The sequence below is a fragment of the Campylobacter sp. BCW_6889 genome (genome assembly GCF_001762535.1).
GTDB lineage: Bacteria > Campylobacterota > Campylobacteria > Campylobacterales > Campylobacteraceae > Campylobacter_D > Campylobacter_D jejuni.
The window spans coordinates 20,123-45,268 of record NZ_MJWZ01000080.1; the positions used below are offsets into that span (position 1 = coordinate 20,123).

Consider the following 25,146-nt stretch of genomic DNA (forward strand, 5'->3'; position numbering starts at 1 on the left):
AAATTATTATTTTAAAGAGAGAGTCTATAACTTATAATAGAATGGTGGATTTAGCAGAATATTAAAAAAAGTATCTAAATACCTATAAAATAGATATTTTATATTTTATAGTAACCCATTAAATAACCCAGTTTTCTAATATGATTTTTTAATATTAAAATCCGATTAAAATGCCTATAAACATATTTATTAAAATCCGATTAAAAATGATATGTGCTTTTATTAAAATCCGATTAAAAACAATACGATAATCTTTGCCAGTGCTTTTTAATATAATAGTGTTTGTATAAAAATATAAAAAATGGTTTTTGTTTTTTTTGCTTTCTTAGTAAAGAGCAATAAGTATTCCATAATTGCTAATTTAATCTTTGATTAATAGTTTTATTATTTTTTATATATTATAATTTTTAAATAAAAATATCATTCCTTAAAGCTTCGTTTGTTAATTACTTAAAGACTTCTTATGTTTAATAAAAAAGATATTATTGTTAATGCAGTTCCCGTTAAGCTTTTTGCAAGTAATTTAGGTTTGTATGATAATTTTTATAGAAATGTAAATGAGCTTAAAAGTGGTTTTAAAATCAAACAAGTAGGAAATAATTTTTTTGTTTTGCTTCCTGATTGGTTTATAAAATTGCTAGAGATAGGATATGATTGTTATGTGATTAAGCCTTATGATGATTTTAAATATGAATTTAAAGTTGAACTTTCTAAAAAAACTGAAATAGGATTTTACAAAAAATGACAATTTATAAACTTTGCAAGTGTGGTAAGAAAATACAAACTCATTTAAGAACTTGTGAAGAATGTGATAAAACTTTTAAGAAAATAGCAAACAAAAGATATGATTGTTTTAAAAGGGATAAGCAAAGTTCAGATTTTTATAATAGCGTAGCTTGGAGAAAATTAAGAAATGCTTTTATAAATAAAAATCCATTTTGTATAAGGTGTGGAAAGTTTGCAAAAATTGTAGATCACATTATACCTATTAAGCAAGGTGGCAAGAAATTAAGTGAAGAAAATTTGCAAAGTTTATGCTTGGCTTGCCATAATGAAAAGACTAAAAACGAGCTTAAGGGGTAGGGTATGTAATCTCTATGAAAGCCAATCCTATACACCGAAGCGGTAGACACGAAAAAATGCGAGCCAGTTTTTTACATAATGTTATACTTAACCTACTAACTAACCAACCAAAACACAAGCAAAGCAAGGTAAAATCTTTATTTGAAATTTTTATTTTTATCAAAAGCGTTCTAAAAAAGCCAAATTTTGCTTTAAATTAACTAACACGCATTTTAACGCCTTAAAATATCATTAAAATACAAATAAAAAAAGGCGTTTAATGCAAAAAGAATTTTTAAACATTGATGAGGTTTTGCAAATTTTAAACATTAATTCTAAAATCTATTTGAGTAGATATTTAAAGAAAAATGGTATAAAAGTATTAAAAGGAAAAGCTAAACCCTATCCAAAAGATGAAATTTTAAGACTTGCTAAAAAAAGACAAGATGAAAATCATTACAATTCTAAACAAAACGAAGTTATTTTGTATATTGATGAAAATTCGATAAAAGAAAAGCCAAAGGCAAATAAAACAGAACAAATACAAACGCAAGATGATTTTAAGCCTTTAAATTTAGAAACCATAGAGCAAGAACTCACACAAAAAACTATCAAAGATTTAGAAAATTTAGGCATTTATGATCCTTTAGAAAATGATATTATTAAAACTTATGTTAAAAATCTCATTTTTTTAGAATGCACAAGCAAGGAAATGGAGAAAAAAGGTTTTACAACAAGCACAGATAAAGGAACGCCTATTGTAACGCCTGAACTTATAGCTTTTAATTCTTTGACTAAAAATGTTATAGGCTTAGCAAAAGTTTTAGGCATAGGCTCTCCAAATCGTGCAAGGCTAAATTTAAAAGATAAAAAAGAAAAATCAGCTTTTGATGTGCTTTTAGAAGATGAAAGTTAAATTATGGATAAATTAAGAGCAAGAGAAGATATATTAAATTACGCTTTAGCTTATATTAAACAAAAAAACAAAGAATTTGAAAACTCGCCCTTTTATATTGATGAGAAAATAGCTAAAAAAGCGGTTTTATTTATTTCTCTTTTAAAGCACACCGATGGCGAATTAGCCGGTAAGCCCTTTCAGCTTTTAAATTTTCAAATCGAGTTTATCATCGATATCATCGCCACTTATTCTAAGGAAAAAAACGCCAGAAGATACTCTTACGCTTTGCTTTTTATCCCAAGAAAAAATGGTAAAACCGAGTTAATCGGAGCTATTTTGCTTTATTTTTTATTTATTGATAAAGAAAAGGGTAAAAAAATATATTGTGCCGCAAATGAAACCGAACAAGCAAAATTAGTTTTTAATGCTGCTTCATCTATGGTAAGCCAAGAAGAAGAATTAAATAAAATGTGCTATCAATATAAAACCTATAGAGAAATACGCAAAAAAAACGCTAAATTTGAAGATTTTATAAAGGTTCTAACAGCTACAAGCGAGACAAAAGACGGCTTAAGACCTTATGTTTTTATTTACGATGAGCTTCACGCTGCTAAAAATGGGGATTTATATAAGGTTTTAGAAGAAGGAACGGCAAGTCGTGTAAATTCTTTATGTATAGTCATTTCAACAGCAGGATATAATCATTTTGGAGAGATGAAAAAGCAATATGATTATTGCAAACAAGTTAAAAATGGCATTATAAACGACCCATCGACTTATGCAAAGATTTATGAGCCTGATGCTGATGATGATTGGAACGATGAAAAAACTTGGATCAAAGTTAATCCTGCTTTGGGTTATGGCGTAAAGCTTGAAAAATTAAGAGAATATTATCAAAAAGCTTTAGCAAACGCAAATGATGAGGTGAGTTTTAAAACAAAACATTTAAATATATGGACTTCAAATGCTACTTCTTTTATAAAAGATGATGATTTTTTAAAATGCAGTTTTAAAGAACTTGATTTAAAAGGCGATGTTTATGTTGGACTTGATCTATCTGCTACTACTGATTTAACTGCTTTAGCTTTAATTTGCGAAGTGGATAAAATCTTACATGTGGATTTTAAATTTTATGCACCAGAACTTAGTGCAAGAGAGAGAAGTAAAAGAGATAAAGTGCCTTATTTAGAATGGGCAAAACTTGGCTTTTTAACTCTAACGCCAGGTAATAGTGTTGATTATGACTATTTAATTAACGATATCTTAGCTCTAAATAAAAAATTAAATATCAAAATGATAGGTTATGATCCATGGAATAGTTTAGAAGTAGCCAAAAAGTTAAGCGATGAAAATATAGAGTGCGTTCAGATTAGACAAGGTTTTGCAAGTATTAGCGAACCTTTAAAAGAATACCAAATCAGAGTTTTAAAACAAACTTTAAATCATAATAACAATCCTATTTTTAGATGGTGTAATTCAAATTTAGTTATTGATCAAGATGCAAGAGAAAACATAAAGCCTGATAAGAAAAAATCAAGTGAAAGGATAGATGCAATTTCGGCTTTAGTCACTGCAATCGCCACTAAAAACAGCATAGAAAAACCAAAAATCAATGTTTATGAAAAAAGAGGTATAAGGTTTTTATAGCTTAATAAATTTAGAAGTAAAAATGAGTAAAATTATATTTTTCAAGGAGTTTTTTTGATAAATTGTAATGATAAATTTGATAAATGGAATAATGAAAAGAAAAAACTACAAATAAAAGAAAATAAAATAATAAGCATAGGTAAGATTTATTGGGTTAGCATAGGACAAAATATAGGCAGTGAAGTTTATGGAAAACATAATGACTTCAAAAGACCGGTTTTAGTTTTAAACAAAATATACATTGAGGATTATGTTAATCTTTTTGTTGGCGTTCCATTAACAAGCAAAATAGAAAATAAAACAGGTTTTCTTTATCATCACTTCACAGATAGTAAAAACAGAAAGCAAGTAGCTCTATTATCACAAGTAAGAACCTTTGATACTAAAAGAATAATAAGTTATTATAATGGAAAAATCAAAAAAGAAGATTTAGAAACAATTAGAGAAAAAATAACAAAGAAAATAATATCCCCGCACAGGGCGGGGTAACTCGTAAATGAGCCAACTCTCCTTATCAGAAGAAGTCTAAAACCTACTTTTAAAGTTTTACAATTCTTATGATCACTGAGAAATTATATCATTTTTTTTATAAAACGCACTTTAACGCCTCAAACTTTTTTTAAAATAAGTAAAAAATAAAGGTTTTGCATGTTCAATAAAATAAGATCATTATTTACAAAAAAAGCACGAAATAATGAATTTGTTAATAGCTTAGAAATTTTATTAGAAGATAAAATAAAAGCTGAGGAGCTTTCAGCAGTAATTGCCGCAATCTCAAATATTAGCGAGACCATAGCATCTTTGCCATTAAATTTATATCAAAGAACAACTGATGGATCAAAACTAGCCTCTAATCACCCCTTATATGAACTCATCAAAATCGCACCAAATGAAACAATGACACCTTTTACACTCTTTGAGGCTTTTATGGTACAAATGCTAATTTATGGCAATGGTTTTTTATATCCTGTTAAAAAAAGAAACGGGGTGATTAATTCTATAGAACTCATAGAAAATAAAGACATTAATATCTTTAAAATGAATGGAAAGTATTTTTATCAAGCTTACTCAAAAAATGGCAGTATTGTTTTAAATTATGATGAGGTTTTAAATGTGCCTTATCATACTAAAGATGGAGTAAAAGGTATCGCACCGCTTAGAAAAAGCAAAAATACCACAGAACTTGCAACAGCTATAGAACAGCACGGACTTAGCTTTTTTAAAAATGGAAGTTTTACAAGTGGCGTTATATCTGTGCCAAATGAATTAAGCGAAGAGGCATATTCGAGATTAAAACAATCCTTTAAAGAAAATTATAGCCAAAAAAAAGCTTATAATATTTCTATTTTAGAGGGTGGAGCAAGTTATGCACAAACTACAAGTGCGAATAAAAATAGCCAGTTTTTAGAAAGCAAACAATTTCAAGTGATAGAAATCGCAAGACTTTTTAATATCCCACCGCACAAACTTGGAGATTTAAGTCGTGCGACTTTTTCAAATATTGAACAACAAGAGACAAATTATATGGTGCAAACCATAACACCTCTAACAACTAAAATCGAACAAGCCCTAAATCGCTTTTTATTAAACCAAAATGAAAGAAAAGAATTTTATTTTAAATTCAATATCAACGCTATTTTAAGAGCTGATAGTTCTTCAAGGTGGGAAAGCTATGTAAAAGCTTTAAGTAATGGCGTGATGAGTATAAACGAAGTAAGAGCCTTGGAAGAAATGAACCCAATTGATAATGGAAACGATCATTTAATACCGCTTAATCTCGCCAAAATAGATGAAAAAGACACACAAAAAGGCAATCAATGATAGAAGTAAAAGGCTTGAACGAATTAATGAAAGATTTGCAAAGCATAAGTAAAAAAGCTTTGCCAAATGCGGCTAAAAAAGGAGCTTTAGAAGTAGCAAAAGAAATCACAAATGATTATAAAAAGAATATTCCTAAACAAAGCGGACTTTTAAAGCAAAGTGTTAAGGCAGTTTCTAGTTATACTTTAGAAAAAGGTGTTTATCGTGCTGCTTCGGTTGTTTTTAGAATGAAAAAAGTAGGTATAAAAAGATTTGAAAAATTAAAAAATGCTAAAAAATGGACACAAGCAAAGAAAAATGAGAGAAAACAAAGAATGGATTATTTTGCGAGTGCGTATTATGCTCATTTTATAGAGTATGGATTTTTTCATAAAGGCGGAGTGAAAAAAAGTGCAAAAGGAAAACCAAATATAAGCGGAAAAAACACTTTTGTAAAAGGCACTTATACCATGCAAAAAGCAAAAGAGAAAATAGACCCAAAAATGCAAAGCTTGGTTACAACAAAACTAAATGCTGAGTTAGACAAATTAGGATTTTAAATGAAGGAATTTTTAAGCGATTTTTTAATGGGACTAAGCAAGGAATTAAATATAGAAATTTACCCACTTTCAAGGCAAAAAACAAAGCTAGAAAAAGCATTTTTAATTTATGAAATCACAAGCGAAGAATTAAATTTAAGTATAGATGATAAAATCTTAAGCAAAGAATTAGAAATTAATTTGAGCCTTTATACTCCAAAATACAAAGATTTAAGAGAGTTAAAAAGCAAAATTGAAAGTTTTATTTTAAAATTTTATAAAAAACCTATTGAAATTTTAATACATGGAGAAGATAAAGATGAAGAGAGTGGATTTTTTACGAGTGAGATTTTTATCACTTATCGTTTATAAATTTCTTTTCTATGTCCTACTTCAAGACAAAGAATAGTTAATTTTTCATCATTATTTAAACAGATTAAGCGATAATCATTTATCCTATAACGCCACAAGCCTTTTAAATTTCCTTTTAATGCTTTGCCTTTTTGATTTGGACTTTCTAGGCTTTGTATTTCTTCTTTCCATTTTTTGATTTGTTTTTGAACTTCTTTATCTAGTTTTTTAATTTGCTTTACTGCTTTTTGGCTAAAATCAATTTGTATCATAAACCAAGCTCTTTAAAAAGCTCATCAGCACTAATGCTTTTTTTACCGCTTGCTAAATATTCTTTATAAGCAACTTCTCCTATTTTTGCATCTTCTAAGTCTTCTAAAAATTCCATAATTAAAGCTTGAATAATTTCTTCTTTGCTTGTATTTCTTTCTTTGGCTATGTTTAAAAAAGCTTGTTCTTTTTCGCTTGATAATTCTATATTTAGACTAAGCATTAAAATTCCTTTTTTTGAAAATTATAACAAAAAATTAGAAAATAAAATACAAAAATATAGTTTTATGAAAAATATCTCTTAATACGCATTTTAACGCCTTAAACTTTTTATAAAATCTCCTTACATTACTTATATAAGGAGAAAAAATGTCAAAAGACAAAATAATCACAGATGCCCCTGATGTGCAAGGGCTTAGAGTTTTAGTTTTATCTCGTGCTATGGAAAGTTTAGGAAAAGAAGCTATTCAAGCAGGATTTTTAACAAGTATTTCAGGTCTTAAAGGTGGAACTAGAGAAAGTCAAAAACTAAGCCCAATCAACGATAGAGATTATGAAGAAATCAACGCAGTAGGCAAAAAAACTTCAGCTACTGTAAATATGAATTTACTTTATAAGTTTGTTAAAGATGGTAATTTAGAAAGCTATGAGGGGGTAAATTATCTAGAAAAAGCTTTTGAAGAAAATGAAGAAGTTTTTATCATCGTAGAGATTAATGATGAGAGAAAAACCACGCTTAAAATCAAAATGAAATTAACAGGCTTTGAACTTCAAAGCGAAGCAAATAATAAATTCAGTGCAAATATCACAGCAGAAAAAATCGGCGAAGCTAAAGACATCACACCTTTTAGATTTGAAGAAAGTCAAAATATAGAACACACTACAAAAGCTTTAAATGTGGGCGATGTGATGAGTGATAAAAAAGGTAAAATTATTTATTTTTACCCAAAAGAAAGCACACTTGAAAAACCAGAATTAAACGATGAAAGAATGGTTTATGTTTTTGATGAGGTGCGAGGTGTTGTACCAAATCCTAGCACACAAACTTTTAATGAAAACAATGAATTTATAACCACAAAAGAAGCTGATAAAGTTTGGGAAAAAGAAAATGATGAAAATATTATCCATGAAAGCAAAACCGAACCAGAACAAGGGCAGACTTATGAGGAATTAAAAGGAAAAACATTATATTTTTATCCAAACGCCTTAACACTTCTTTATCCTGCAAATGAAGATATTCGCAAAAAATACACCATAGATCAAAGCTCAGGCATAGCGAGTGAAGCCACAATGCAAACTTTTTTAAATGGAAAATTTAGTGATGCTTTAAGAAAAGGAGGTAAAAAATGAAATTCAATGACTTTTTAAAACAACATTCTTTAAGAGAAAAAGAAATTTTAATCGAAGGTATTGATGAAAAATTCACAATTCGCCAACTTTCTATGCTCGAACAATTAGAGATTATGGAAAAAAATGGCATAGAAATACAAGAAAATAAAGATGATAAAATCAGCATCGATTTTATTAAGAAGAATTCAAATTTTAGAAAAGAAATCATCTTAAAGTGTTTAGTAGCTCCAAAAATCGATGAAAAAACCTTTGATAATCTCAATCAAGAGGGTTTAAACATTATCGCAAAAGTCGCAGACGAAATTTTAAAATTCACAAATGAAGTCCCAAAGCAAGAGAGCAAGGGCGATTAATTTATCGCCTTGCCCTTGCATTAGGAAAAACCATAGGCGAGTTAGAACAAAGTATAACACAAAGTGAGTTTAACGAGTGGATGTATTTCTTAAGCACCGAGCCTTTAGCAAGTGATAGAAACGAAATGCAAATGAGTATTTTACTTAATATGTTAGCTTCTTTTATGGGTGTAAAATCGACTAATGAAGACTTTTTATTATGCTCTCATTTAAAACATACTAAGCAAAATACTAACGAAAATCAAAAAATCGATATTAAAAAATTACAAGATGACTTTTTAAGTCTTTTAGGATAGATGATGATTTATTTCTATATTGAATTCTTTTTCGTTTGGATAATTTTGCAAAATTTGCTTAAATTCTTTTGTATAATCATCGCCAAAAGCATTATTTTTGATAGCAAATTCCAAAGCAAAAGCACTCATAAGCACACTTTTACCTTGCTTTGTTTTTATGAAATTTTCATGAGCTTCTTTAAAGGCGATAAGCTCTTTTTCGCAACTTTTATAATCATTAAGAAATTTTTCATTTTTAAATATTTTTTGGCTTTTACTCCACATCAGAAAAAAGACAAAACAAATAAAAACAAAAGCAAAAAAATTAAGCTCTATATATGGAAAAAACATAATTTAAAAACTCCATTTTTTATCTTAAATTCTACTCAAAAAAACTAAAAGGAACATAAATGGCTAAAAATGTTAAAATCGGCGTTAGCGTAGATACAAATAGCGGTGTGGCGAGTATTGGAGGTTTAAATAAAAGTTTTAATCAATTAGGAAATGTTACACAAGCGACAAATAAATACATAAAAGATATAGAAAAGAGCTTTTTAGGACTTTCAAAAAGCGTAATTGACATGAACGCCCATTTAACACAAGCTTATCAGGGTTATAAAACTTTAGCACTTGATGTTTATAATTTTTCAAATTCTTTCATAGAATTAAACGCACAATATGAAAAAACAAAGAAAAATATTGCTTCTTTAATCGCGGTAAATTCATCAAATATAAACTCTATGGGTAAAAGTTTAAAAATACAAGAAAAATATCAATTATCTTTAAAACAAAGCGAAAAAACTTTAAAACAATTTAGTATTTTATCACAAAAATCAGGCTATGCAGTTTCCGATCTTGCTGATATTTTTCAAAGTTTTTATTCGGGCGTTTCTAAAAATATGAATTTTGATGAAAGTATAAAAAGCTTTGAAAATTTAATGCAAACTTTAAAAATATCAGGTTTGGGCGTAGAGCAACTTAAAATGACAATAGATGGTTTAGGAAGTGGTGCTGTGCTTTCTAGTTCAGATTTGGGAAGATTTTTAAAACAAATAGGACTTACAAATGAAGCGATTAAGGAAGCAAATGCAAATGGTAGTCTATATGAGCTTATTATGAAAAAAACAAGCGAAAATGTAAAAGTTGCAGAACTTGCTTTAGGCTCTTATGAAGATAACATCAAACTTTTAAAGTCTAATGTAGATAATTTTAAAAGAGAGTTAAGCGAACCTTTGTTTGAAGCAATTAATAAAAATTTATCCGAATTTAATACTTTTGTAGCACAAAATGAAAAAGAAATTCAAAATTTCATCAAAACAATACAAAGCATAACTCCTTTAATTATAAATATAGGTTTGGCTTACGCAGGATTAAAGGTTTATTCAAAAGTTTCAGGTATTTTAACAAAGGGTTTTTTAAATTTTAAAAACTCAATCATAGAAAGCACAAATGTACTTTATAGGCAAAGAGTACAAATGCTTTCTAATACTCAAAGTATAAGTACAATCAATAAAAAAACTTTACTTTTGGGGCAAGGTTTTAAATCTTTAGCCAACTTAGCAAAACGAGCTATACCTTTAATTTTAATAGAAAGACTTTTAAGTGTAGAAAGTTCATTAGAAAAAATATATGAAAAGACCGACAAACTTAATTCCGCTTTTAAAAGAAAAGTGGAAATTATGGATATTGATGAGCTAAAAAAATATAAAAAAGATTTAGAAAAAGAAATTGAAACTATTCAAAAAGTAGGACAAAATGTTAATTTAGTGGGAAATGTCTTAAGTGAATATACCTTCGATTTTATAGGTGAAGGCTATAAAAATCTTAGGTTAAAAATGGAAGAAACGTATAAAGAAATAGGTTTACAAAGAGAAAAGAGTTTAAAAGATATCGCATCAGAAGCAAATGCACTTGAGAAATTAGCTTTAATTAATGAAAAAATTAAAAATACAGAAAAAAGCGAAGTAAAACTACAAAGCATAGAAAAATTCAACAAAGAAACAAGTGATGCTTTATCTTTGGTTTCAAAACTCAAAATTCCTGAGCTTGAAAACGAAAAAATAGAAAAAACAAGCAAAGCTATAGAACAACTTAATCAAAAATTATTAGAGCTTGTTGGTATGGATGGTTGGGAAAATAATAACGCTTTAGTTTCGCAAATAAATATCATATCAGATGCTTTGGCAAACGCAAATGCTTACGAAGAAGCAAATAAAAGAATAAAGATAGAGAAAAAAGCACAAGAGGCAAAAAAACAATACATAGAAAGGCTTAAAGAACAAAATGAAGCCTTAAAAGAAATTTCACAAATAGGCATGAGTGAATACGATAAAAAATTAAGCCAAATTAATGAAAAATTAAAAGCATGGAAAAAGTTAGGCATTGATAAAAACAAATTAAAACAAGCAGAAGAAAGCCTTAAAATTAATCTTGATCTAGAAAGTGCAAATAAAGACTTTGAAGATACTAAAAATTTAATGATTGAATTTTATGAAAGTATAGAAAATAAGCAGGAAGCTTGGGCATTAAAAGAAATTGAGCTAAGAGACAAATACAGCAAATTATTAAGTGAAAATCTCATCAAAGAAGAAGATTTTAAAAAGATGATAAAAGCCAATAAAGACGCTTATTTTCAAATGGGCAAAGACAGTAAAAAAGCCATGAGCGAAGTAGAAAAAAACTATAATCAAATGATAGCAAATATGCAAAAAACGATAGAAAGTAGCTTTTTTGATGTTATAAATGGGAAAATAAAAACCTTAAAAGATTTGTTTAAAGATTTAGGAAAAACCATTTTACAAGATTTTTTAAGTCCTTATATTTCATCACTTAGTGGCTTTTTATCTAAGGCAGGAGCTGGAGTATTGAGCGGTTTAATGCCTAATTTTGCTTTTGGTAATGTGAATTCACACTCACAAACAAATGCTTTTAGCTCAGTTGTTGAATTTGCTAAAAATCAAGGTTTAAATTTAAATAGTGATGGCAAATATCAAGGTGTGGTTAATGGTGTTGAGGTAGTCATGGATAAAACAGGCACCATAGAAAAAGGAAATAATGCTTTTAATAATGTGAGTAATATTATAGAGGGTGCAAGTAAATTAGATGGCATTATGAGTGGCGAATGGATAGATAAAGCGGGCGCCACTTATGATAAAGTTATGAATTGGTTTGGCAGTAGTCAAAATGCAGGAAGTGAAATAAGTTTTAGTGATGCTTTAAATGCGGATGGTTTTAGTGATTTTTTAAGTTCAAGTTCTGATATTAGCACTACTATTGAAAATTCAAGCACAAATATTATAGATAGTATAGGCAATGGCTTTAATTCTTTATTTGATAATTTACAAGGTTATATCAATTCAATAGGCACTTTTGGCAGTAATCTTTTAGCTAATGGCTCAGCTTATTTGGCAAATTTTTTAGGACTTGGTGCAAGCTTTACAAACGGTGTTTCTTTGGCGGGTATGGGATTAAGTGGTGCAAGTAATGCTTTATCTCTTGGTTTTGGTGGGGGCTTGGGCTATATAGGTGGCACTTTAGCTAATGCAGCAATGGGCGGACTTCTAGGTTATGGCATAGGAAGCTTAGGAGATTGGCTTTTTAAGGCTGATACTCACGCAGGAACAGGTGGTGCGATAGGTGGTGCATTAGGTAGTATTATAATGCCTGGCATTGGAACTATAGTAGGTGGGCTTTTAGGATCAGTCATTGGTGGTATTTTTGGAAAAACCAAAGTAACAGGAAGTGGCTTACAACTTTGGGAAAATATAAATTTTAGTGATTTTTTTACAAATTCTAATTTGCAAGGTTATGTAGACTATCAAAAGAAAGGATGGTTTAGTAAAAAAAGCTGGACAGAATATAATAATTTAAGTGATAAAAAAATCAAAGAAATCAATCGTGTTTTAGAAAATCAATACGCAACGCTTGTAAAATTAAATGCCAATTTAGATAAGTTTGAATTAGTAGCTGGAAAATACGCTAATAATTCTTTATTTGATACGGCTTTGCCTACTGCACTTTTAAAAAGCTTTTTAAATATCGATGATAAAAGCGAAATCGATGCACAAATTGTAGCAATACAAGAAAAGGCAAAAGCAAATAATATAAGCTATGCCCAGCAACTTTCTAATCAATTTGGTACTTTTATGCAAATGCAAACTAGCATTTTAAATCAAATTTATAAAAATGATCCAACAAAACAAGCAAAACTAGCTTATGATGATACTATGTATGCTTTAAAAACTGCGATGAGAAATGCCACAGGTGGATTTAGTCTTTTTGGATTAAGTGAAGAAAGCTTTAAAGATTTAGGACAACTTAGTGCCGAAGCACTTAATAAAGCTTTCAATGAGAGCTTAAGGCAAGATTTTAGCCCTGAGAATTTAGAAATTTGGCAACAATTAACACAAGCTTATACGCAAGCACAAGAACAAGTTAAAAATCTTTTAAATTCTATCATACAAAAAACACAAGAACTTATGCAAATCAATCAAAGCTTTTTAAGTGCTAATGGTATTTCAAGTAGTATTTTTGAAGTTAATCATCTAATGAATTCTTACGCAACCTTAATGAGCGGTTTAAAAGATGATTTAAATGATAGCGAAAAAGAAATGCTAAAGGATATTTTTAGTGCTAATGATAAGCTTTTAAGTTTAGGTTATGAGGGTTTAAATGAATTTTTAAGCACGGGTAATACTGAACTTAGAAAACAGCTTGTAGATATCATTACACAATTTAAACAAATAAGCGACAAACAAGGTGGTTTAATCTTTTCAAGCGAACATTTAAACAAACTCGCTGAGGTAGAAAAGCTTATTAATGCGTATGAGAATAAAGATGAAAACAAAGAAGCAGAACAAGTAAGGTTAAATGAAAATAATAAACTTTTAAGTAAATTAAATAGCGAACTTGGTATTTTAAGTTCTTTGGGTTCTTTTAGCACTAATTTAATCAATCAAAGCATAGCTACAAGCGAGAGCGTGGCGCTAAACTACGATAAAATTTTAAAACAAGCTAAAAATGATTTTAAAAATGGCAATCTTACAAGTTCAAGCTTTAGTGCCTTGCAAAACGCTGCAACGCAAAAAGCAAACGAGATCAAAAATCAAGCTTCAAGCTTTGCAGAGTATCAACTACAAATGCTTAAAATGGCAAATGAAATGAAAGATTTAGGTGGTGAGGCAGATTTAAATTCAATACAAGATAAAATAGAAGCCATTACAGAAGAAAATAAAAAATTACAAGAAAAGTTAGATCAAACTTTAAAAGACACTTCTAATATGACTTTAGAAGAGTTAAAAGAGTATAAAAAAACTCTCATTGCGCAAAGTGAAGCAGAAATTGCAAAAATGATCGAGTATTTAGGCGAAGAAAGCCCTATGGCTAAATATTTACAAGAAACGATTAAATCTATAAAAGATGGCGCCTCTCTTACAGAAACAACGCTTAAAAATTTAGAATATGCACTTTTGCAATATCAAAATAATCAGGCAAATATAGATAAAGATTTAAATAATGAGATTAAAAATCCTTACAAAAAAATGAAAGCTTTTGCAGATGGCGGGATAGTTACACGCCCTACAAATGCTTTAATTGGAGAGAATGGTTATCCTGAGGCTGTAATTCCTTTAAAAAATGGCAAAGGTTTAAAAATCGATGCAAGTGGAGTTTTTGAAAAAATAGGCATCGCTTTTGAAAAAGCTATTAATAAAGGTTTTAATTCTTTTGAAGAAAAACTAGACTTAATCGCTTCAAAAATTGACAATGTAGATAAAAGTGTAAAAAGAGCAAATATGGATTTAAGTATTTTAACTAAACAAACTAGAGAAATTGCAGAAAATATTTAATAAGGAAAGAAGATGACTATAATTAAACCTTTAGAATTTGAAGTTTTACAAAATTTAGCTAAAAAAGATGAAACGCCTTTATGGGATAAGGAAGTAAGTTATAAAAATAATGAAAAAGTGCAATTTAAAGGTTTTGTTTGGGTAAGCGCAAGTGATGAAGATACGCATGAAGAACCTGATGTGTATTTTGATAAATGGGTTAAATTTGCACCCATCAATGAAAATGCTTTTTTTGATGATGAATTAAATACTCAAACAAAATGTGATAAAGCTTGGAGTGTAAAATTGAAAGTAGATGGGGTATTTGATACTTTAGCATTTTTAAATTTAGATGTTTCAAAAATAAAGATAGAAACATTAGATGGCAAAATCATTTATGAAAAATCAATGTATTATAAAAAATCTAGCACTTGGTGGGAATATTTTTTTAGCAAATTTAAAGTCAATAAAGAAGATTTTGTGTTTTTACCTTATCCTATTAACTCAGAAATTTTAATAAGTTTTGAGCCTGCTAAAATAGGGTGTAATGTAGGACATATTTTAATAGGAAAAAAAGAATTTGCAGGTGTTACAATCTATCCTGCAAATAGCACTTATATAAATTACTCAAAAACTTCAACAAATGAATGGGGAGTAACAAATGTAGTAACTGGTAAGAAAGCAAAATACTTAGAATTTATAGTTGCTGTAGAAAAAAAAGACTTTGATTATTATGATGATTTAATAGCAGGACTTTATAATACTAAAGCCTTATTTATAGGAGATGAAAGCGAATTGGGCTTTAAAAAATTAACTACTTTTGGAATTTTAAAAGATTATTCTGCACCTTTAGAGGATCAAGATTATATGCAATATAAACTAAATATTCAAGGTTTGATTTAAAAAATAAAAAATATCTTCTAACACGCACTTTAACGCCTTAAAAATTTTCTAAAATCCTTATAAAACTTCAAAAAAGGATTTTAAAATGAGTTTTAAAAACATAAGAGCAGATACCGCAAGACTTAGAAGCGTTAGCGAAGAAAATATGTCTTTAAGCTTTGTCATGGTTTCAAATTCTAATGCTTGTTTGCGTTTTGATTGGGAGCTTGGGGACTATATAGAAGAGCTTGATGTAAAAGGTGCGAGATTTGAAAATCTTAAAACTCTTTTTAAAGATCATAAACCAAGCGTAGATAATGCTATCGCAAGAATTGAAAATATAAGAATTGAAAATAATGAGTTAGTTTGTGATTGTATCTTTGCCAAAGACGAAAAAAGCTTAGATATCTTTAAAAAATATCAAGATGGAATTTTAAGCGATGTGTCAATTGGTTATAGAGTTTTAAAGCAAGTTGTAGATAAAAAAAGTTCGCCTAAAAGGGTTCTAGTTACAGAGTTTGAAATTTTTGAACTCAGCGCTGTTTGGAAAGGTGCGGATAAAAACGCTAAAAAACGCTTTGAAGAAGATGAAGAAAAAAAGAAAATCAAAGCCTTAAGTGAAGCTAGAGAGCGAGAACTTAAACTTTTAGAAATATCAATTTAAACAAGGAGAAAAAACAATGCAAAAATTAAGACAAGAAATAGGAAATTTACACGAACAAATGGTGGCTTTATCAAATAAGGCTAAAAACGAGCAAAGAAGCTTTAGTGCTGAAGAAAACACAAAATACGAAGCTTTAATGCAAGATTTTGAAAGTAAAAGAAAAGAACTCTCAAGAGCTGAAGCAGAGCTAGAAAGAGAAAAATATTTAAATGAGGTTGTAAGCCCTGTTTTAGAACAAAATCCTAAAGGAGAGGATGAAGATTTAAATGAAGAAAATCATATGCGTTCTTTTGTGAATTATTTAAGAAATGGAAGTATTGACAATATTTTAAAAAGAAATGTTTTAAATGAAAGCACAGCAGAGCAAGGTGGGATTTTAGTCCCTACAACTTTGCAAAGTAAAATAAGAGAAAAATTAAATGATCTTAGTGTTATTAGAAAGATTGCTACAGTGCAAAAAAGCTCTAGCAATCAAATTATACCTGTTTTTGATGAGATGGGGGAATTTTCTTGGCTTGGCGAACAGGAAAGCTTTACTGAAGTTAGTGCTAAATTTAGTTCTTTAAGTATAGGTGCACATAAGCTTGGCGGTATTATTAAAATCAGCGAAGAACTCTTGAGTGACAACATTGCAAATCTTGAAAGTTTTATAGTGCGAAAAGCCGCTGAAAAGATTTCAAAAACAGAAGAATTAAGTTTTATTAATGGAGATGGAAATAAAAAACCAACAGGACTTAAAAATGCTAAAAAAGCGTTTACACTTGCTTCAAATCAAGGTATTACAAGCAATGATATCATAGATGCTTTTTTCAGTTTAGACAGTGCTTATCGTAAAAATGCCACTTGGCTTGTAGGAGATGAGTTTATGAAAGCTATTTATAAACTTACAGATAATGATAATCGCCCATTGTGGCTACCTGCTTTAAGTGCTAATGGCTATGACACAATTTTAGGTAAAAAGGTAGTTTATTGTTCTGGTGTTGATGGTTTTGGTGCAAGTAAAGTCCCTGCATTTTTTGGAGATTTTAGTTTTTATGAAATTTGGGATAGATCAAGTATGAGTTTTACAAGACTTAATGAGCTTTACTCTCAAAATGATTTAATAGGTATTAAAGTGCGTTTAAGACTTGATGCAAAGCTTATGGATAATTCGGCAGTTTGCAAAATTGTATGCCCTGCTTAAAGGATGGAAGATGAAAAAAGTAGTTTTCAAGTGTTGTTTAAGCGGTAATATTTTTTATAAAAAAGGTGATGAGGTTTTACTTAAAGATAGTGAAGCCTTAAGGCTCTTAGAAAAAGGCATTGTGGAAATCGTGGAACAAGAAGAACAAAAACAAAATACTGATGAAAAATCAAATACAGATAAAAAGCCACAAGAAGATCAAGAAATGCAAGAAAAGCCACAAAAACAAAACGAAAAAGAAGATAAAAAAAGGTAAAAAATGAGATTAAAGGCATTAAAAGATAGCAAAAAAGAACTCATAGACATTCAAGAATTAAGAGACTTTTTAAGAATTGATAGCGATGTTTTTGATGCAAATTTAAAACAATTTTTAAAAGCTGGAATGAATGAATTTGAAACAAGAACCAATCGCATTTTAGCTTTAAATGATTATGAAGTTGAATTTTTTAATGAAAGGGTGATTTTAGCTCCTTTTAATGCTTTAAAAAATGCAAATTTTAAAGCCGAGTTTAAAACAAATGGTGGTGTGCTTTATGCAATAGGTTGTGGGAATATGATTGTAAATTTAGGTTTTGAAGAATTGCCACAAGACATAAAATTGTGGCTTAAAAATTATGTTTTAATGGCTTTTGATGGTGTGAGTATGCCTAAAATTTCAAGTGCTTTAATCACTCGCTACAAAATAGCTTATTTTTAAAAGGCAATGGCAATGAAAGCAAATGGATTTAAGCATAGAGTTAAAATTTACAAAAAAGAACAAAGCAAAAATGAGTTTTTAGAAAGCGATTTTACGCAAGATTTACTTTTTAAAGAAGTTTATGCAAGTTGTAAAAATCTAAGTGCGGATGTTAAAGAGTTAAATAGTGGCTTGTCTTTAGTCGCTACGCATGAATTTGAGCTTAGATTTTTAGAGCTTGATTTTTCTTATTTTCTAGTTTTTAGAGATGAAAAATATGAGATTGTAAGCTTGGAAGATGAAAGCCAAAACAAGAAATTTTTAAAAATAAAAGCAAGGAAATTTCAATGAATAAAATATCTTTCATTAATACTTTACCTAAAGCACCTGATATGGCTAATCCTGTTGATTTTGACAAGGATGCTAATAACTTTGTTAATGCACTTGTTCCTTTTTCAAAAGAGATTAATGATTTTATTAAAGATATAAATATATTAAGTGCTTCCTTGATAGAGCTAAACTCTAATATGATCTCTTATACTAATTTGGCTTTAGAGCAAATTGACAGTAAAACAAATATAAATATCTTAAAAATAGAAAATTTTTGCAAAGATTTTCAAAATGTTTTAGAGCAAAAAGCTAAAGAAAGATTAAAAGAATTTACCGATGAATGCCTAACCATAGTTGAAAACAAAGGCTATGAAATGATAGAAAGATTAAATGATAATGGCGTTGGAGCTGATTATATCGCTATTTCTCAATCTTTGGCTCATAGCTTAAGCTTAGAACGCTTTATTATGGAAAGAGGTTTTATTAAACTAAGAAAAGAAGAAGCCCTAAATTTAGATGATGTGAATTCGAGTTTAGAAGAACAAAGAAGAGATATAAACCTTGCTCAAAAAGCTTTAGAAAATATCACAAACATACTCTCTTCACAAAACGAAATTAATTTAACTTTAAAAGGAGAAAACAATGCTTGATAACTCAAAAATAAGAAGCACAGAGCTTTATGCTACGCTAAGTCAAGCCACTAAGGATGTTACAGCCATAAGAGAGTGGCTTTATGCTTCAAAAGATAGGATTGATGAGCACATTTTAGAAAATTTAAATGCTTTTGATGAAAAAGTAAAAGAAGCTTTACAAAACTATGAAAACTTAAGCGATGAAAAACTTAATATGCTAAAAGAACTTTATAAAAAAGTGGTTTATCCTTTTGATTATGTAAGTGATGAAGAACCTACAATGCCCAATGTGAATGAAACTTGGTTTAAAACTGATGAGGCTAAAATCTTTAAATTTATTAAAAATCCACAAATCACTTTCTTACAAAAAGAAAGACCTAAAGAAAGAAAAATTAATGATATTTGGTTTAAGCCTATGGATGATGTTAATTTACAAGTAGGCGAATTTTATCTTTGTGAAAAAGTGTTAAAGAATGAAGCTTGGATAAACCCCTCCTTGCCTGAGAATTTAGAACCTGCATTTAATCAAGAAGAAGCTCCACAAAATGCAACGCTTGGCGATATTTGGAAAAAAGGGGATGAATATTTTGTTTATATTAAAACCACAAGTGGCAATTCTTGGACTAGCCCTGAAAACCCAAGCGAATATACACCTACTTATGAAAGCGAAGAAGAACCAAGTGAGGCAAAACTTGGCGAAATTTGGAAAAAAGGAAATGAGTATTTAATCTATGCAAGAGTGACTAACGATACAGCTTGGATTTTAAAGTCTGATCTAGGGCTTGATGCTTTTATTTGGTTTAATGAAGAAAAAGAAAATATAAACTTTATACTTTCACTTATAGGGGATTTGAAAAAAGAAGATGAAAAAGAAGAAACAAGCAAAAATGAAATAAAGGATCTGGAACAAAATTTAAGCAATAAACAGGAAGAATTAGAAAATATTAAAAAGCAAATCGAAGAAGCATTAGCAAAAGACCCACCACAAAATGTAGATAACCTCAATGAGAAAAAGACGCAATTAGAGCAAGAAATCACAAAGATGCAAGAAGATTTAAATCATAAACAAAATGAATTAGAACAAATACAAAAAGATAAAAGTTTGGTTAGTCAAAAAATGCTTAGTGATGCCCTTAAAGAAAAAGTAGGATTAAAAGGTGATGAGACTTTAAATGGAAATAAGACTTTAAATGGAGATAATATATTTAATGGCACAAATACTTTTAATCAGGCATTAACTTCTCCAACCAATCCAACAAATGATGATCACTTAACTAGAAAATGGTATGTAGATTATGGTGGTGGAATTAAAAATCTTGGCACAACTGGCAGTATAAATCTAGATTTAAGACAAGCTCAACATTTTATTTTAACAGCAAATGCAGGAACAAGCATAGGAATAGCTAATTTTGGAGGAGTAGGAAAAAGCGGAACAATAACCATAAATAATTGTCAAAATGTAGTAGCTTTTAATGCCCCTTTTAATTTTAGAATAGCTCAAAGTGGATTTAGTGGCACTGAAACTTTTGCTTATTTTTGCATAGCTTCGAATAATGTAAGATTAGTAAGGACTTAAAATGAATTGTCTCCTTCTTTCTAATAATGGTATAGCACTAAATTTACCTCCATCTTTAGGAGGCTCGGTTGCAAATTATAATTATATGTTAAAGCTAGACATGATTTATAAACAAGCAGTGGTATTGCCATCAAATATTAATAATAAAGAAGTGGTTGTGTTAGGCGAAGTTTGGACGACTGGAAATATGTCTAATAAAACTTCTGCAAATACTTTGCATATCACATGGAACAATTTTAACTCTAGTGTAGAATTGCATGCTTTAAGTAAATATTACACTGCCAATGCAAAAATCAAAGTAGAGAAAAAATTCAATTTTGGAAATATAAACAATTTACAAATAACGCTAAGTTCTTATCAAAGCGGTAGTGCAAATGCAAGTGCTGGTTGGAACTTAAATGATGGGGATAGATTAAACCCAAGAGCAAATTTAACATTATACTGGAATTAAGAAAGGGTAAATATGTTTTATGATTTAAAAAATAAAAGTTTAAAATATGATGATATTTTTTTAAAAGATGTAAAAATACAAAACGAAGAAGGTGAAATTGATGCACAAGATACTTATTTTTTAAGTGCTTGCGATGATAAGCTTTTAAAAGAGCTTGGTTTTGCTAAAGTTAAAGAAGAAGAAATTCCAAGTTTTAATGAAAAAATTGAAGAACTTCGCCAAATTCAAACTTATGATGAAGAAAATAATCTTTATATTATTTCTTATGAGATTAAAGAAAAAGCATTAGAAGAGTTAAAAGAATTAAAATTAGAAGAACTAAAAGCTATAAAAGAAGAAAAGCTTTTGTTTATGCCTTTTAAAAATACTATATTTCAAATTGACACGGAAGCAAAAATTAATATTAGCGGAAAAGTTAGCGAGATAATGTTAGCAAATCTCAATAATACTCCTTTGGAAAATATTGCTTGGATTGATAAAGATAATAAAATCATTACATTTAACAAAGAAGAATTTTTAGAATTTGGGGTTGGTATCGCTAAATATACTGAAAGTATTATTTTTAAAAATGATGAACTAAGAAATAAAGTGAAAAATGCCACATCTTTAGAAGAATTAAATTTAATTGCATGGGAGAGTGAAAAATGAGTACTGAAAATATAATAAAAGAAGGTGCTATACTCGGTTCTTTAAGTGGATCTGCATTATTAGGATTGATGGTTTTTGTCTTAGCTGGGATTGCATGGCATTTATATAAAACTTTACATAAAGAAGCTGGGGAAAGAACAAAAGAACTTATAAGTGAAACCAAAAATACTAATGTTCTTATTAGAGAACAAATTGCAGTATCCAGAGCAAGTAGCGATAGTTTGGTTAAATTTATAGAAACACATTGCTCAAAAACCAATGACAAGCTAGAAGCTATAGAAACAGATCTTATGAGAATGGATGAAAGGCTTGTTAAGCTTACTCAAATAAGAAATGATGAATTAAGAAGTATTTTTAAAAAAAAGGAAAACAATGACTAAAACAGAATTAAAAAGGGTTTGTGTAAAGCCATACGATAAGGACAGGTTTGAAGTGATACAAGATTATGAGTTTATTTTACCAAATTACAAAGGCATTGTACCACAAGGTTTTAAAACTGATGGAGCGAGTATCCCACGCCTTTTTTGGTCTTTGTTTCCACCTTTTAAAAGTGAGTATTTTAGTGCTTGTGTAGTGCATGATTTTTTATGTGAAAAAGCAAAATCAAGAAAAGATTACAAACTTGCTGATCTTGTTTTAAAAGAAGCAATGCAAGCTTTAGGAATAAATAAATTTAAGATTTTTGTTTTTTATTGCTCTTGTAATTTATTTCATGAAATCAAATGTTTAATAAAGGGGATAAGATGAGCGTGGATTTAAGAGAAATTGCCATAAAAACAGAAGAAATCAATAAAGATTTTAGTGAAGCTTTAGAAATTTTAAAAGAACTTTTTAAAAATGGAGTAAAACCAAGCGATGAAAGTATTAAAAATGCTATAAATGAAGTTTTAACAAGTTTTAACTTTATAAAACAAAGTGAATTAAAAGAAAAACTAGAAGCCTTGCTAGAAGAGCTTGACATCAATGCAAATATCAATGAAGAGAGTTTAAAAGAAGTTGTATTAAAAGTTGTTTTAGAAAATCAAGAAAGTTTAAAAGGTGATAAAGGAGATCCTTTTACTTATGAAGATTTTACAGAAGAACAGCTTAAAAATTTAAAAGGGCAAGATGGAGCTAAAGGAGCTGATGGTAAAAGTGCTTATGAACTTTGGCTTGAAAATGAAGAAAACACGGGAAAAAGTCAAGATGAATTTTTAGAAAGTTTAAAGGCTCAAACACCAACAAAAGAAGAAATTAAACCTATTATAGAAGAGATGCTCGAAGATATGAAATTAAATTTAGGCATTAATGGAATAAAAGTATCTAATTCTATTCCCACTCCAAAAACAAAAGCTAATGTTAATGATTTAATTATAACTTATAATGAAAATGTAAAACAACTTTGGCTTTGTGTGGCAAGTGATGATAAATACACAAGTTGGATTAATTTGCTTGGAAATGAAAATATTACAGCACAAGAGTTGATTATTATTAGTTTTGATACAAATTTAAATAGTGGTCAATATGGCGGATGTTTAAGTGATTTGCGTTTTGGTTTTGAAAATTCTTTAGCAAGCACTACGCAAATTATAAAAGGACTTAATGAAGGCAGTTTTTTAATCACTAAAGATGGAATGGGTTTAAAATCTAAAAATTATACTGAAGTTAGCGTTCTTTCAAAACCAAGTAAAAATCAAATAGAAGGAAATATCAAAACGAGCGGAATTTATAATGATCCTGCTTGGCATAATATTACCAATGCTTTAAAAAAATATGATGGCAATGCAAATGAATGCTGTCTTTGGGCTTCTAATATAAAAAATAGTGTAAGTATAGAGCTTTTTACAAATGAAATTCCTATGAGTCTTTTTTATAGGCAAGCTGGATATTATGGAAATGTCAATCTTTCAAATATAAAAATGCAAAAAGCCCTTAGAGTTCAAAATGAAATTATAGTCGAGAGAAGCTTTATAGGAATAAAAAAAGAAATTGATAAAACTACCTATGGTGATAATGCTTTTTTATTTGAATTTGAAGAAGAAAAATGAGTTTAAATCTAAAAATAAAATACAAAAAATAAAAAGAAAGGAATTATAATGAAAATAACAATTAATAGAAGATACACAGGAAAAACTTGCGTTATTGGTAAATTTAAGGTTTTAGATGATGATGATAAAATTCTTTTTGAATGTTTTTCTTTGGAAGAAGACAAAGAAGGTTTAGAAAGTGGCAAAGATTTAAGAATACCTGAAGGAAATTATAATTTAAAAAGACATAGTCCTTCACGATTTGAAAATACTTTAAGAAGTATTACAAAAAAAGATGATGATACAATGATAAATGTTTATAATGATGAAGTTCCAGCAAGTCGTGCAATTTTAATACACTGGGGAAACACTGACAAAGACACACAAGGTTGTATCTTACTGGGACTTACCAAAGATAATAATAATGAAAGTGTCGGTCAAAGCAGACAAGCTTGCAAAGAATTTTATGATTTGATGTATGGTAAAAATCTTGAAGACATTAAATTAGAAATAACAAATGAGTTAGCATGAAAGGAGATAAAAGTTTAAGTAGGTTAAAGTTTACACCCCACACTTAAACTTCTAAAACAAAATATGATAAATCTTTTATTTGGAAATGCAAAGCTTTATATCGCCTTAGCTTTAATGGCAATCTTAGCAGGATATTTTTATCTAAGACTTGATAGCACAAAGGCAAAATTAGAAAAAAGTCAAAATGATTTAGCCTTAGCTTTAGAGATTAATAAAAACAACGAAGCAAGGCTAAAAGAACTTACGCAAATTCATAAAGCAGAATTAAAAGCAATCAATGAAGCAAACAATCAAAAAAACGAAGTTAAAGAAAGGATAGAATATGTTAAAGAATACATTTATAAAAGCAATGAAAATAATATTACCAAGCTTTTTAATGATGTCGTTGATAGGTTGTGGGATGCAAACTCAACAAGTAGTAACCAAAATAGAAATTCAAAAAGTTAGAATTCCGCAAGAATTACTAATACTAAGCCCCCTTGAAAAGCCAAAGGCAAAAAATGAACTTGATATTATAAATGCTTATTCTTTGCTTTTTTACAAATACAAGCAGTGTGAGATACAAATAAATAAGATTAAGGAGTTGAATGAGGATTAATCCTCATTACATCCATTCTAGAACTTCTGTTTTGTGTTTTTCATACTCGGCTTCACTGATAACACCTTTTTCTTTCAATCCTCTTAAAAATTCTAAATCTCTCATTTTAGACATTTTTTGTTCTCTTTTGTAAGGTTCTTTAACTGCGATATATAAAATCCATACAAATATTCCTAAAAGAAAGGCACCAATACCCCACCATAAGCCACTCATATTTCTTTGTTTTGCATCTCTAGCAATTTCAATTGCTCCAATAAAACTAATAATAAAATAAGCCAAACCTACAAATCCCATTTTTACTCCTTTTAATTTAAATAATTTAAAAAAGTTTATTTTATTTTTTTTAATTTACAATAAAACAATTTATGTCATTAAAAACGATTAAAATTGATCACAATCAACCTTATAACTTTTTATACTCTCATCATCGACTTCATGATTTGGCACTTGATAACATTCTTTAAAATTATCACCTTTTAAAATCTTAGTGTAAGAGCTTGGAATAGCAATTTGATTTCTTATTCTTTGTGGATTACTATCATAATTAACCAAATTTAAAACTTCTAAACTTCCAAGCTTTGAAGCTACTTGTCTTTCTC

General features: G+C 28.9%; 32 protein-coding genes and 1 pseudogene. 28 read left to right on the forward strand and 5 right to left on the reverse strand.

Annotated features, from left to right (window positions below; genetic code table 11):
• The first annotated feature begins 463 nt into the window (after positions 1 to 463).
• The 8 genes from AJ939_RS10255 (at position 464) to AJ939_RS10295 (ending at position 6,318) form a co-directional block, all read left to right on the forward strand.
• Positions 464 to 745 carry a hypothetical protein gene (locus AJ939_RS10255; RefSeq protein ID WP_044778993.1) on the forward strand — a complete coding sequence of 94 codons (282 nt, stop codon included), beginning with the start codon at positions 464 to 466 and terminating at the stop codon, positions 743 to 745.
• Positions 742 to 1,083, forward strand: coding sequence for an HNH endonuclease (locus AJ939_RS10260; protein WP_002788260.1), 342 nt, complete (start codon positions 742 to 744; stop codon positions 1,081 to 1,083). The genes AJ939_RS10255 and AJ939_RS10260 overlap by 4 nt, the downstream gene beginning before the upstream one ends.
• 259 nt (positions 1,084 to 1,342) lie before the next feature.
• Positions 1,343 to 1,978, forward strand: a complete 636-nt coding sequence (locus tag AJ939_RS10270) for a P27 family phage terminase small subunit (protein WP_038850812.1) — start codon at positions 1,343 to 1,345, stop codon at positions 1,976 to 1,978.
• Between the two features lie 3 nt (positions 1,979 to 1,981).
• Positions 1,982 to 3,607, forward strand: a complete 1,626-nt coding sequence (locus AJ939_RS10275; protein ID WP_011049938.1) for a terminase large subunit — start codon at positions 1,982 to 1,984, stop codon at positions 3,605 to 3,607.
• Between the two features lie 54 nt (positions 3,608 to 3,661).
• Positions 3,662 to 4,096: a type II toxin-antitoxin system PemK/MazF family toxin gene (locus AJ939_RS10280; RefSeq protein ID WP_002788265.1), complete on the forward strand. Its 435-nt coding sequence runs from the start codon at positions 3,662 to 3,664 to the stop codon at positions 4,094 to 4,096.
• A 159-nt stretch (positions 4,097 to 4,255) separates the two neighbouring features.
• Positions 4,256 to 5,428 (forward strand): phage portal protein, encoded by a 1,173-nt coding sequence (locus AJ939_RS10285; protein WP_002788272.1) that lies wholly within the window; start codon positions 4,256 to 4,258, stop codon positions 5,426 to 5,428.
• On the forward strand, positions 5,425 to 5,967 hold the full coding sequence (locus AJ939_RS10290) for an HK97 gp10 family phage protein (protein ID WP_002800770.1): 543 nt from the start codon (positions 5,425 to 5,427) through the stop codon (positions 5,965 to 5,967). Before AJ939_RS10285 ends, AJ939_RS10290 begins: the two co-directional genes overlap by 4 nt.
• Positions 5,968 to 6,318: a hypothetical protein gene (locus AJ939_RS10295; RefSeq protein ID WP_002788276.1), complete on the forward strand. Its 351-nt coding sequence runs from the start codon at positions 5,968 to 5,970 to the stop codon at positions 6,316 to 6,318. It abuts the gene before it with no gap.
• On the opposite strand, the gene AJ939_RS10300 is transcribed toward AJ939_RS10295, so the two are convergent.
• Together AJ939_RS10300 and AJ939_RS10305 are read right to left on the reverse strand one after the other, a co-directional pair.
• Positions 6,306 to 6,569: a type II toxin-antitoxin system RelE family toxin gene (locus tag AJ939_RS10300; protein ID WP_002869971.1), complete on the reverse strand. Its 264-nt coding sequence runs from the start codon at positions 6,567 to 6,569 to the stop codon at positions 6,306 to 6,308. The two genes, AJ939_RS10295 and AJ939_RS10300, sit on opposite strands and share 13 nt — an antisense overlap.
• Positions 6,566 to 6,790, reverse strand: a complete 225-nt coding sequence (locus AJ939_RS10305; protein WP_002869970.1) for a DUF6290 family protein — start codon at positions 6,788 to 6,790, stop codon at positions 6,566 to 6,568. Before AJ939_RS10305 ends, AJ939_RS10300 begins: the two co-directional genes overlap by 4 nt.
• Positions 6,791 to 6,936: 146 nt before the next feature.
• Here AJ939_RS10305 and AJ939_RS10310 point away from each other — a divergent pair, with 146 nt between their 5' ends.
• From AJ939_RS10310 to AJ939_RS10320, 3 genes are all read left to right on the forward strand, one after another.
• Positions 6,937 to 7,917 carry a hypothetical protein gene (locus tag AJ939_RS10310; RefSeq protein ID WP_038851013.1) on the forward strand — a complete coding sequence of 327 codons (981 nt, stop codon included), beginning with the start codon at positions 6,937 to 6,939 and terminating at the stop codon, positions 7,915 to 7,917.
• Entirely contained in the window at positions 7,914 to 8,270 is a 357-nt protein-coding gene (locus AJ939_RS10315) for a hypothetical protein (RefSeq protein WP_002788281.1), read from the forward strand. The genes AJ939_RS10310 and AJ939_RS10315 overlap by 4 nt, the downstream gene beginning before the upstream one ends.
• Before the next feature lie 80 nt (positions 8,271 to 8,350).
• Entirely contained in the window at positions 8,351 to 8,566 is a 216-nt protein-coding gene (locus AJ939_RS10320) for a hypothetical protein (RefSeq protein ID WP_002788282.1), read from the forward strand.
• On the opposite strand, the gene AJ939_RS10325 is transcribed toward AJ939_RS10320, so the two are convergent.
• Positions 8,558 to 8,896, reverse strand: a complete 339-nt coding sequence (locus AJ939_RS10325) for a hypothetical protein (RefSeq protein ID WP_002788283.1) — start codon at positions 8,894 to 8,896, stop codon at positions 8,558 to 8,560. The genes AJ939_RS10320 and AJ939_RS10325 overlap by 9 nt on opposite strands.
• A gap of 59 nt (positions 8,897 to 8,955) precedes the next feature.
• Here AJ939_RS10325 and AJ939_RS10330 point away from each other — a divergent pair, with 59 nt between their 5' ends.
• From AJ939_RS10330 to AJ939_RS10410, 17 genes are all read left to right on the forward strand, one after another.
• Positions 8,956 to 14,391: a hypothetical protein gene (locus AJ939_RS10330; protein ID WP_070242870.1), complete on the forward strand. Its 5,436-nt coding sequence runs from the start codon at positions 8,956 to 8,958 to the stop codon at positions 14,389 to 14,391.
• Between the two features lie 12 nt (positions 14,392 to 14,403).
• On the forward strand, positions 14,404 to 15,273 hold the full coding sequence (locus AJ939_RS10335) for a hypothetical protein (protein WP_070242871.1): 870 nt from the start codon (positions 14,404 to 14,406) through the stop codon (positions 15,271 to 15,273).
• A gap of 85 nt (positions 15,274 to 15,358) precedes the next feature.
• Entirely contained in the window at positions 15,359 to 15,916 is a 558-nt protein-coding gene (locus AJ939_RS10340) for an HK97 family phage prohead protease (RefSeq protein ID WP_002788287.1), read from the forward strand.
• Between the two features lie 16 nt (positions 15,917 to 15,932).
• On the forward strand, positions 15,933 to 17,099 hold the full coding sequence (locus tag AJ939_RS10345; RefSeq protein WP_070242872.1) for a phage major capsid protein: 1,167 nt from the start codon (positions 15,933 to 15,935) through the stop codon (positions 17,097 to 17,099).
• Positions 17,100 to 17,109: 10 nt separating this feature from the next.
• Complete coding sequence (locus AJ939_RS10350) at positions 17,110 to 17,355, forward strand: hypothetical protein (protein WP_070242873.1); 246 nt, start codon at positions 17,110 to 17,112, stop codon at positions 17,353 to 17,355.
• 3 nt (positions 17,356 to 17,358) lie between these two features.
• Complete coding sequence (locus AJ939_RS10355; protein WP_002788293.1) at positions 17,359 to 17,796, forward strand: phage gp6-like head-tail connector protein; 438 nt, start codon at positions 17,359 to 17,361, stop codon at positions 17,794 to 17,796.
• 12 nt (positions 17,797 to 17,808) lie between these two features.
• Positions 17,809 to 18,126 (forward strand): head-tail adaptor protein, encoded by a 318-nt coding sequence (locus tag AJ939_RS10360; protein ID WP_002788295.1) that lies wholly within the window; start codon positions 17,809 to 17,811, stop codon positions 18,124 to 18,126.
• Positions 18,123 to 18,755 carry a hypothetical protein gene (locus tag AJ939_RS10365; protein ID WP_044778998.1) on the forward strand — a complete coding sequence of 211 codons (633 nt, stop codon included), beginning with the start codon at positions 18,123 to 18,125 and terminating at the stop codon, positions 18,753 to 18,755. The genes AJ939_RS10360 and AJ939_RS10365 overlap by 4 nt, the downstream gene beginning before the upstream one ends.
• Complete coding sequence (locus tag AJ939_RS10370; protein ID WP_044779000.1) at positions 18,748 to 20,313, forward strand: coiled-coil domain-containing protein; 1,566 nt, start codon at positions 18,748 to 18,750, stop codon at positions 20,311 to 20,313. The genes AJ939_RS10365 and AJ939_RS10370 overlap by 8 nt, the downstream gene beginning before the upstream one ends.
• 1 nt (position 20,314) lies before the next feature.
• The gene (locus tag AJ939_RS10375) at positions 20,315 to 20,764 is read left to right on the forward strand and encodes a hypothetical protein (protein WP_070276737.1); all 450 of its coding nucleotides are present in this window, start codon (positions 20,315 to 20,317) and stop codon (positions 20,762 to 20,764) included.
• A gap of 12 nt (positions 20,765 to 20,776) precedes the next feature.
• Positions 20,777 to 21,412, forward strand: a complete 636-nt coding sequence (locus tag AJ939_RS10380; protein ID WP_002789149.1) for a DUF4376 domain-containing protein — start codon at positions 20,777 to 20,779, stop codon at positions 21,410 to 21,412.
• On the forward strand, positions 21,409 to 21,792 hold the full coding sequence (locus AJ939_RS10385) for a hypothetical protein (RefSeq protein ID WP_002869963.1): 384 nt from the start codon (positions 21,409 to 21,411) through the stop codon (positions 21,790 to 21,792). Before AJ939_RS10380 ends, AJ939_RS10385 begins: the two co-directional genes overlap by 4 nt.
• A complete protein-coding gene (locus AJ939_RS10390) occupies positions 21,785 to 22,159 on the forward strand; it encodes a DUF1353 domain-containing protein (protein ID WP_019108750.1) in 375 nt (124 codons plus the stop codon). The genes AJ939_RS10385 and AJ939_RS10390 overlap by 8 nt, the downstream gene beginning before the upstream one ends.
• Positions 22,156 to 23,439: a hypothetical protein gene (locus AJ939_RS10395; RefSeq protein ID WP_002788854.1), complete on the forward strand. Its 1,284-nt coding sequence runs from the start codon at positions 22,156 to 22,158 to the stop codon at positions 23,437 to 23,439. The genes AJ939_RS10390 and AJ939_RS10395 overlap by 4 nt, the downstream gene beginning before the upstream one ends.
• Positions 23,440 to 23,487: 48 nt before the next feature.
• Positions 23,488 to 23,949: a DUF5675 family protein gene (locus tag AJ939_RS10400; RefSeq protein ID WP_070276735.1), complete on the forward strand. Its 462-nt coding sequence runs from the start codon at positions 23,488 to 23,490 to the stop codon at positions 23,947 to 23,949.
• A gap of 63 nt (positions 23,950 to 24,012) precedes the next feature.
• Complete coding sequence (locus AJ939_RS10405; protein ID WP_070276733.1) at positions 24,013 to 24,396, forward strand: hypothetical protein; 384 nt, start codon at positions 24,013 to 24,015, stop codon at positions 24,394 to 24,396.
• A complete protein-coding gene (locus AJ939_RS10410) occupies positions 24,350 to 24,547 on the forward strand; it encodes a hypothetical protein (protein WP_070276731.1) in 198 nt (65 codons plus the stop codon). Before AJ939_RS10405 ends, AJ939_RS10410 begins: the two co-directional genes overlap by 47 nt.
• Before the next feature lie 6 nt (positions 24,548 to 24,553).
• Here AJ939_RS10410 and AJ939_RS10415 read toward each other — a convergent pair whose 3' ends face one another.
• Together AJ939_RS10415 and AJ939_RS10420 are read right to left on the reverse strand one after the other, a co-directional pair.
• Positions 24,554 to 24,841: an SHOCT domain-containing protein gene (locus tag AJ939_RS10415; protein ID WP_070209750.1), complete on the reverse strand. Its 288-nt coding sequence runs from the start codon at positions 24,839 to 24,841 to the stop codon at positions 24,554 to 24,556.
• A gap of 87 nt (positions 24,842 to 24,928) precedes the next feature.
• Positions 24,929 to 25,146 (reverse strand): annotated as a pseudogene (locus AJ939_RS10420) (DNA/RNA non-specific endonuclease); the annotation flags it as partial.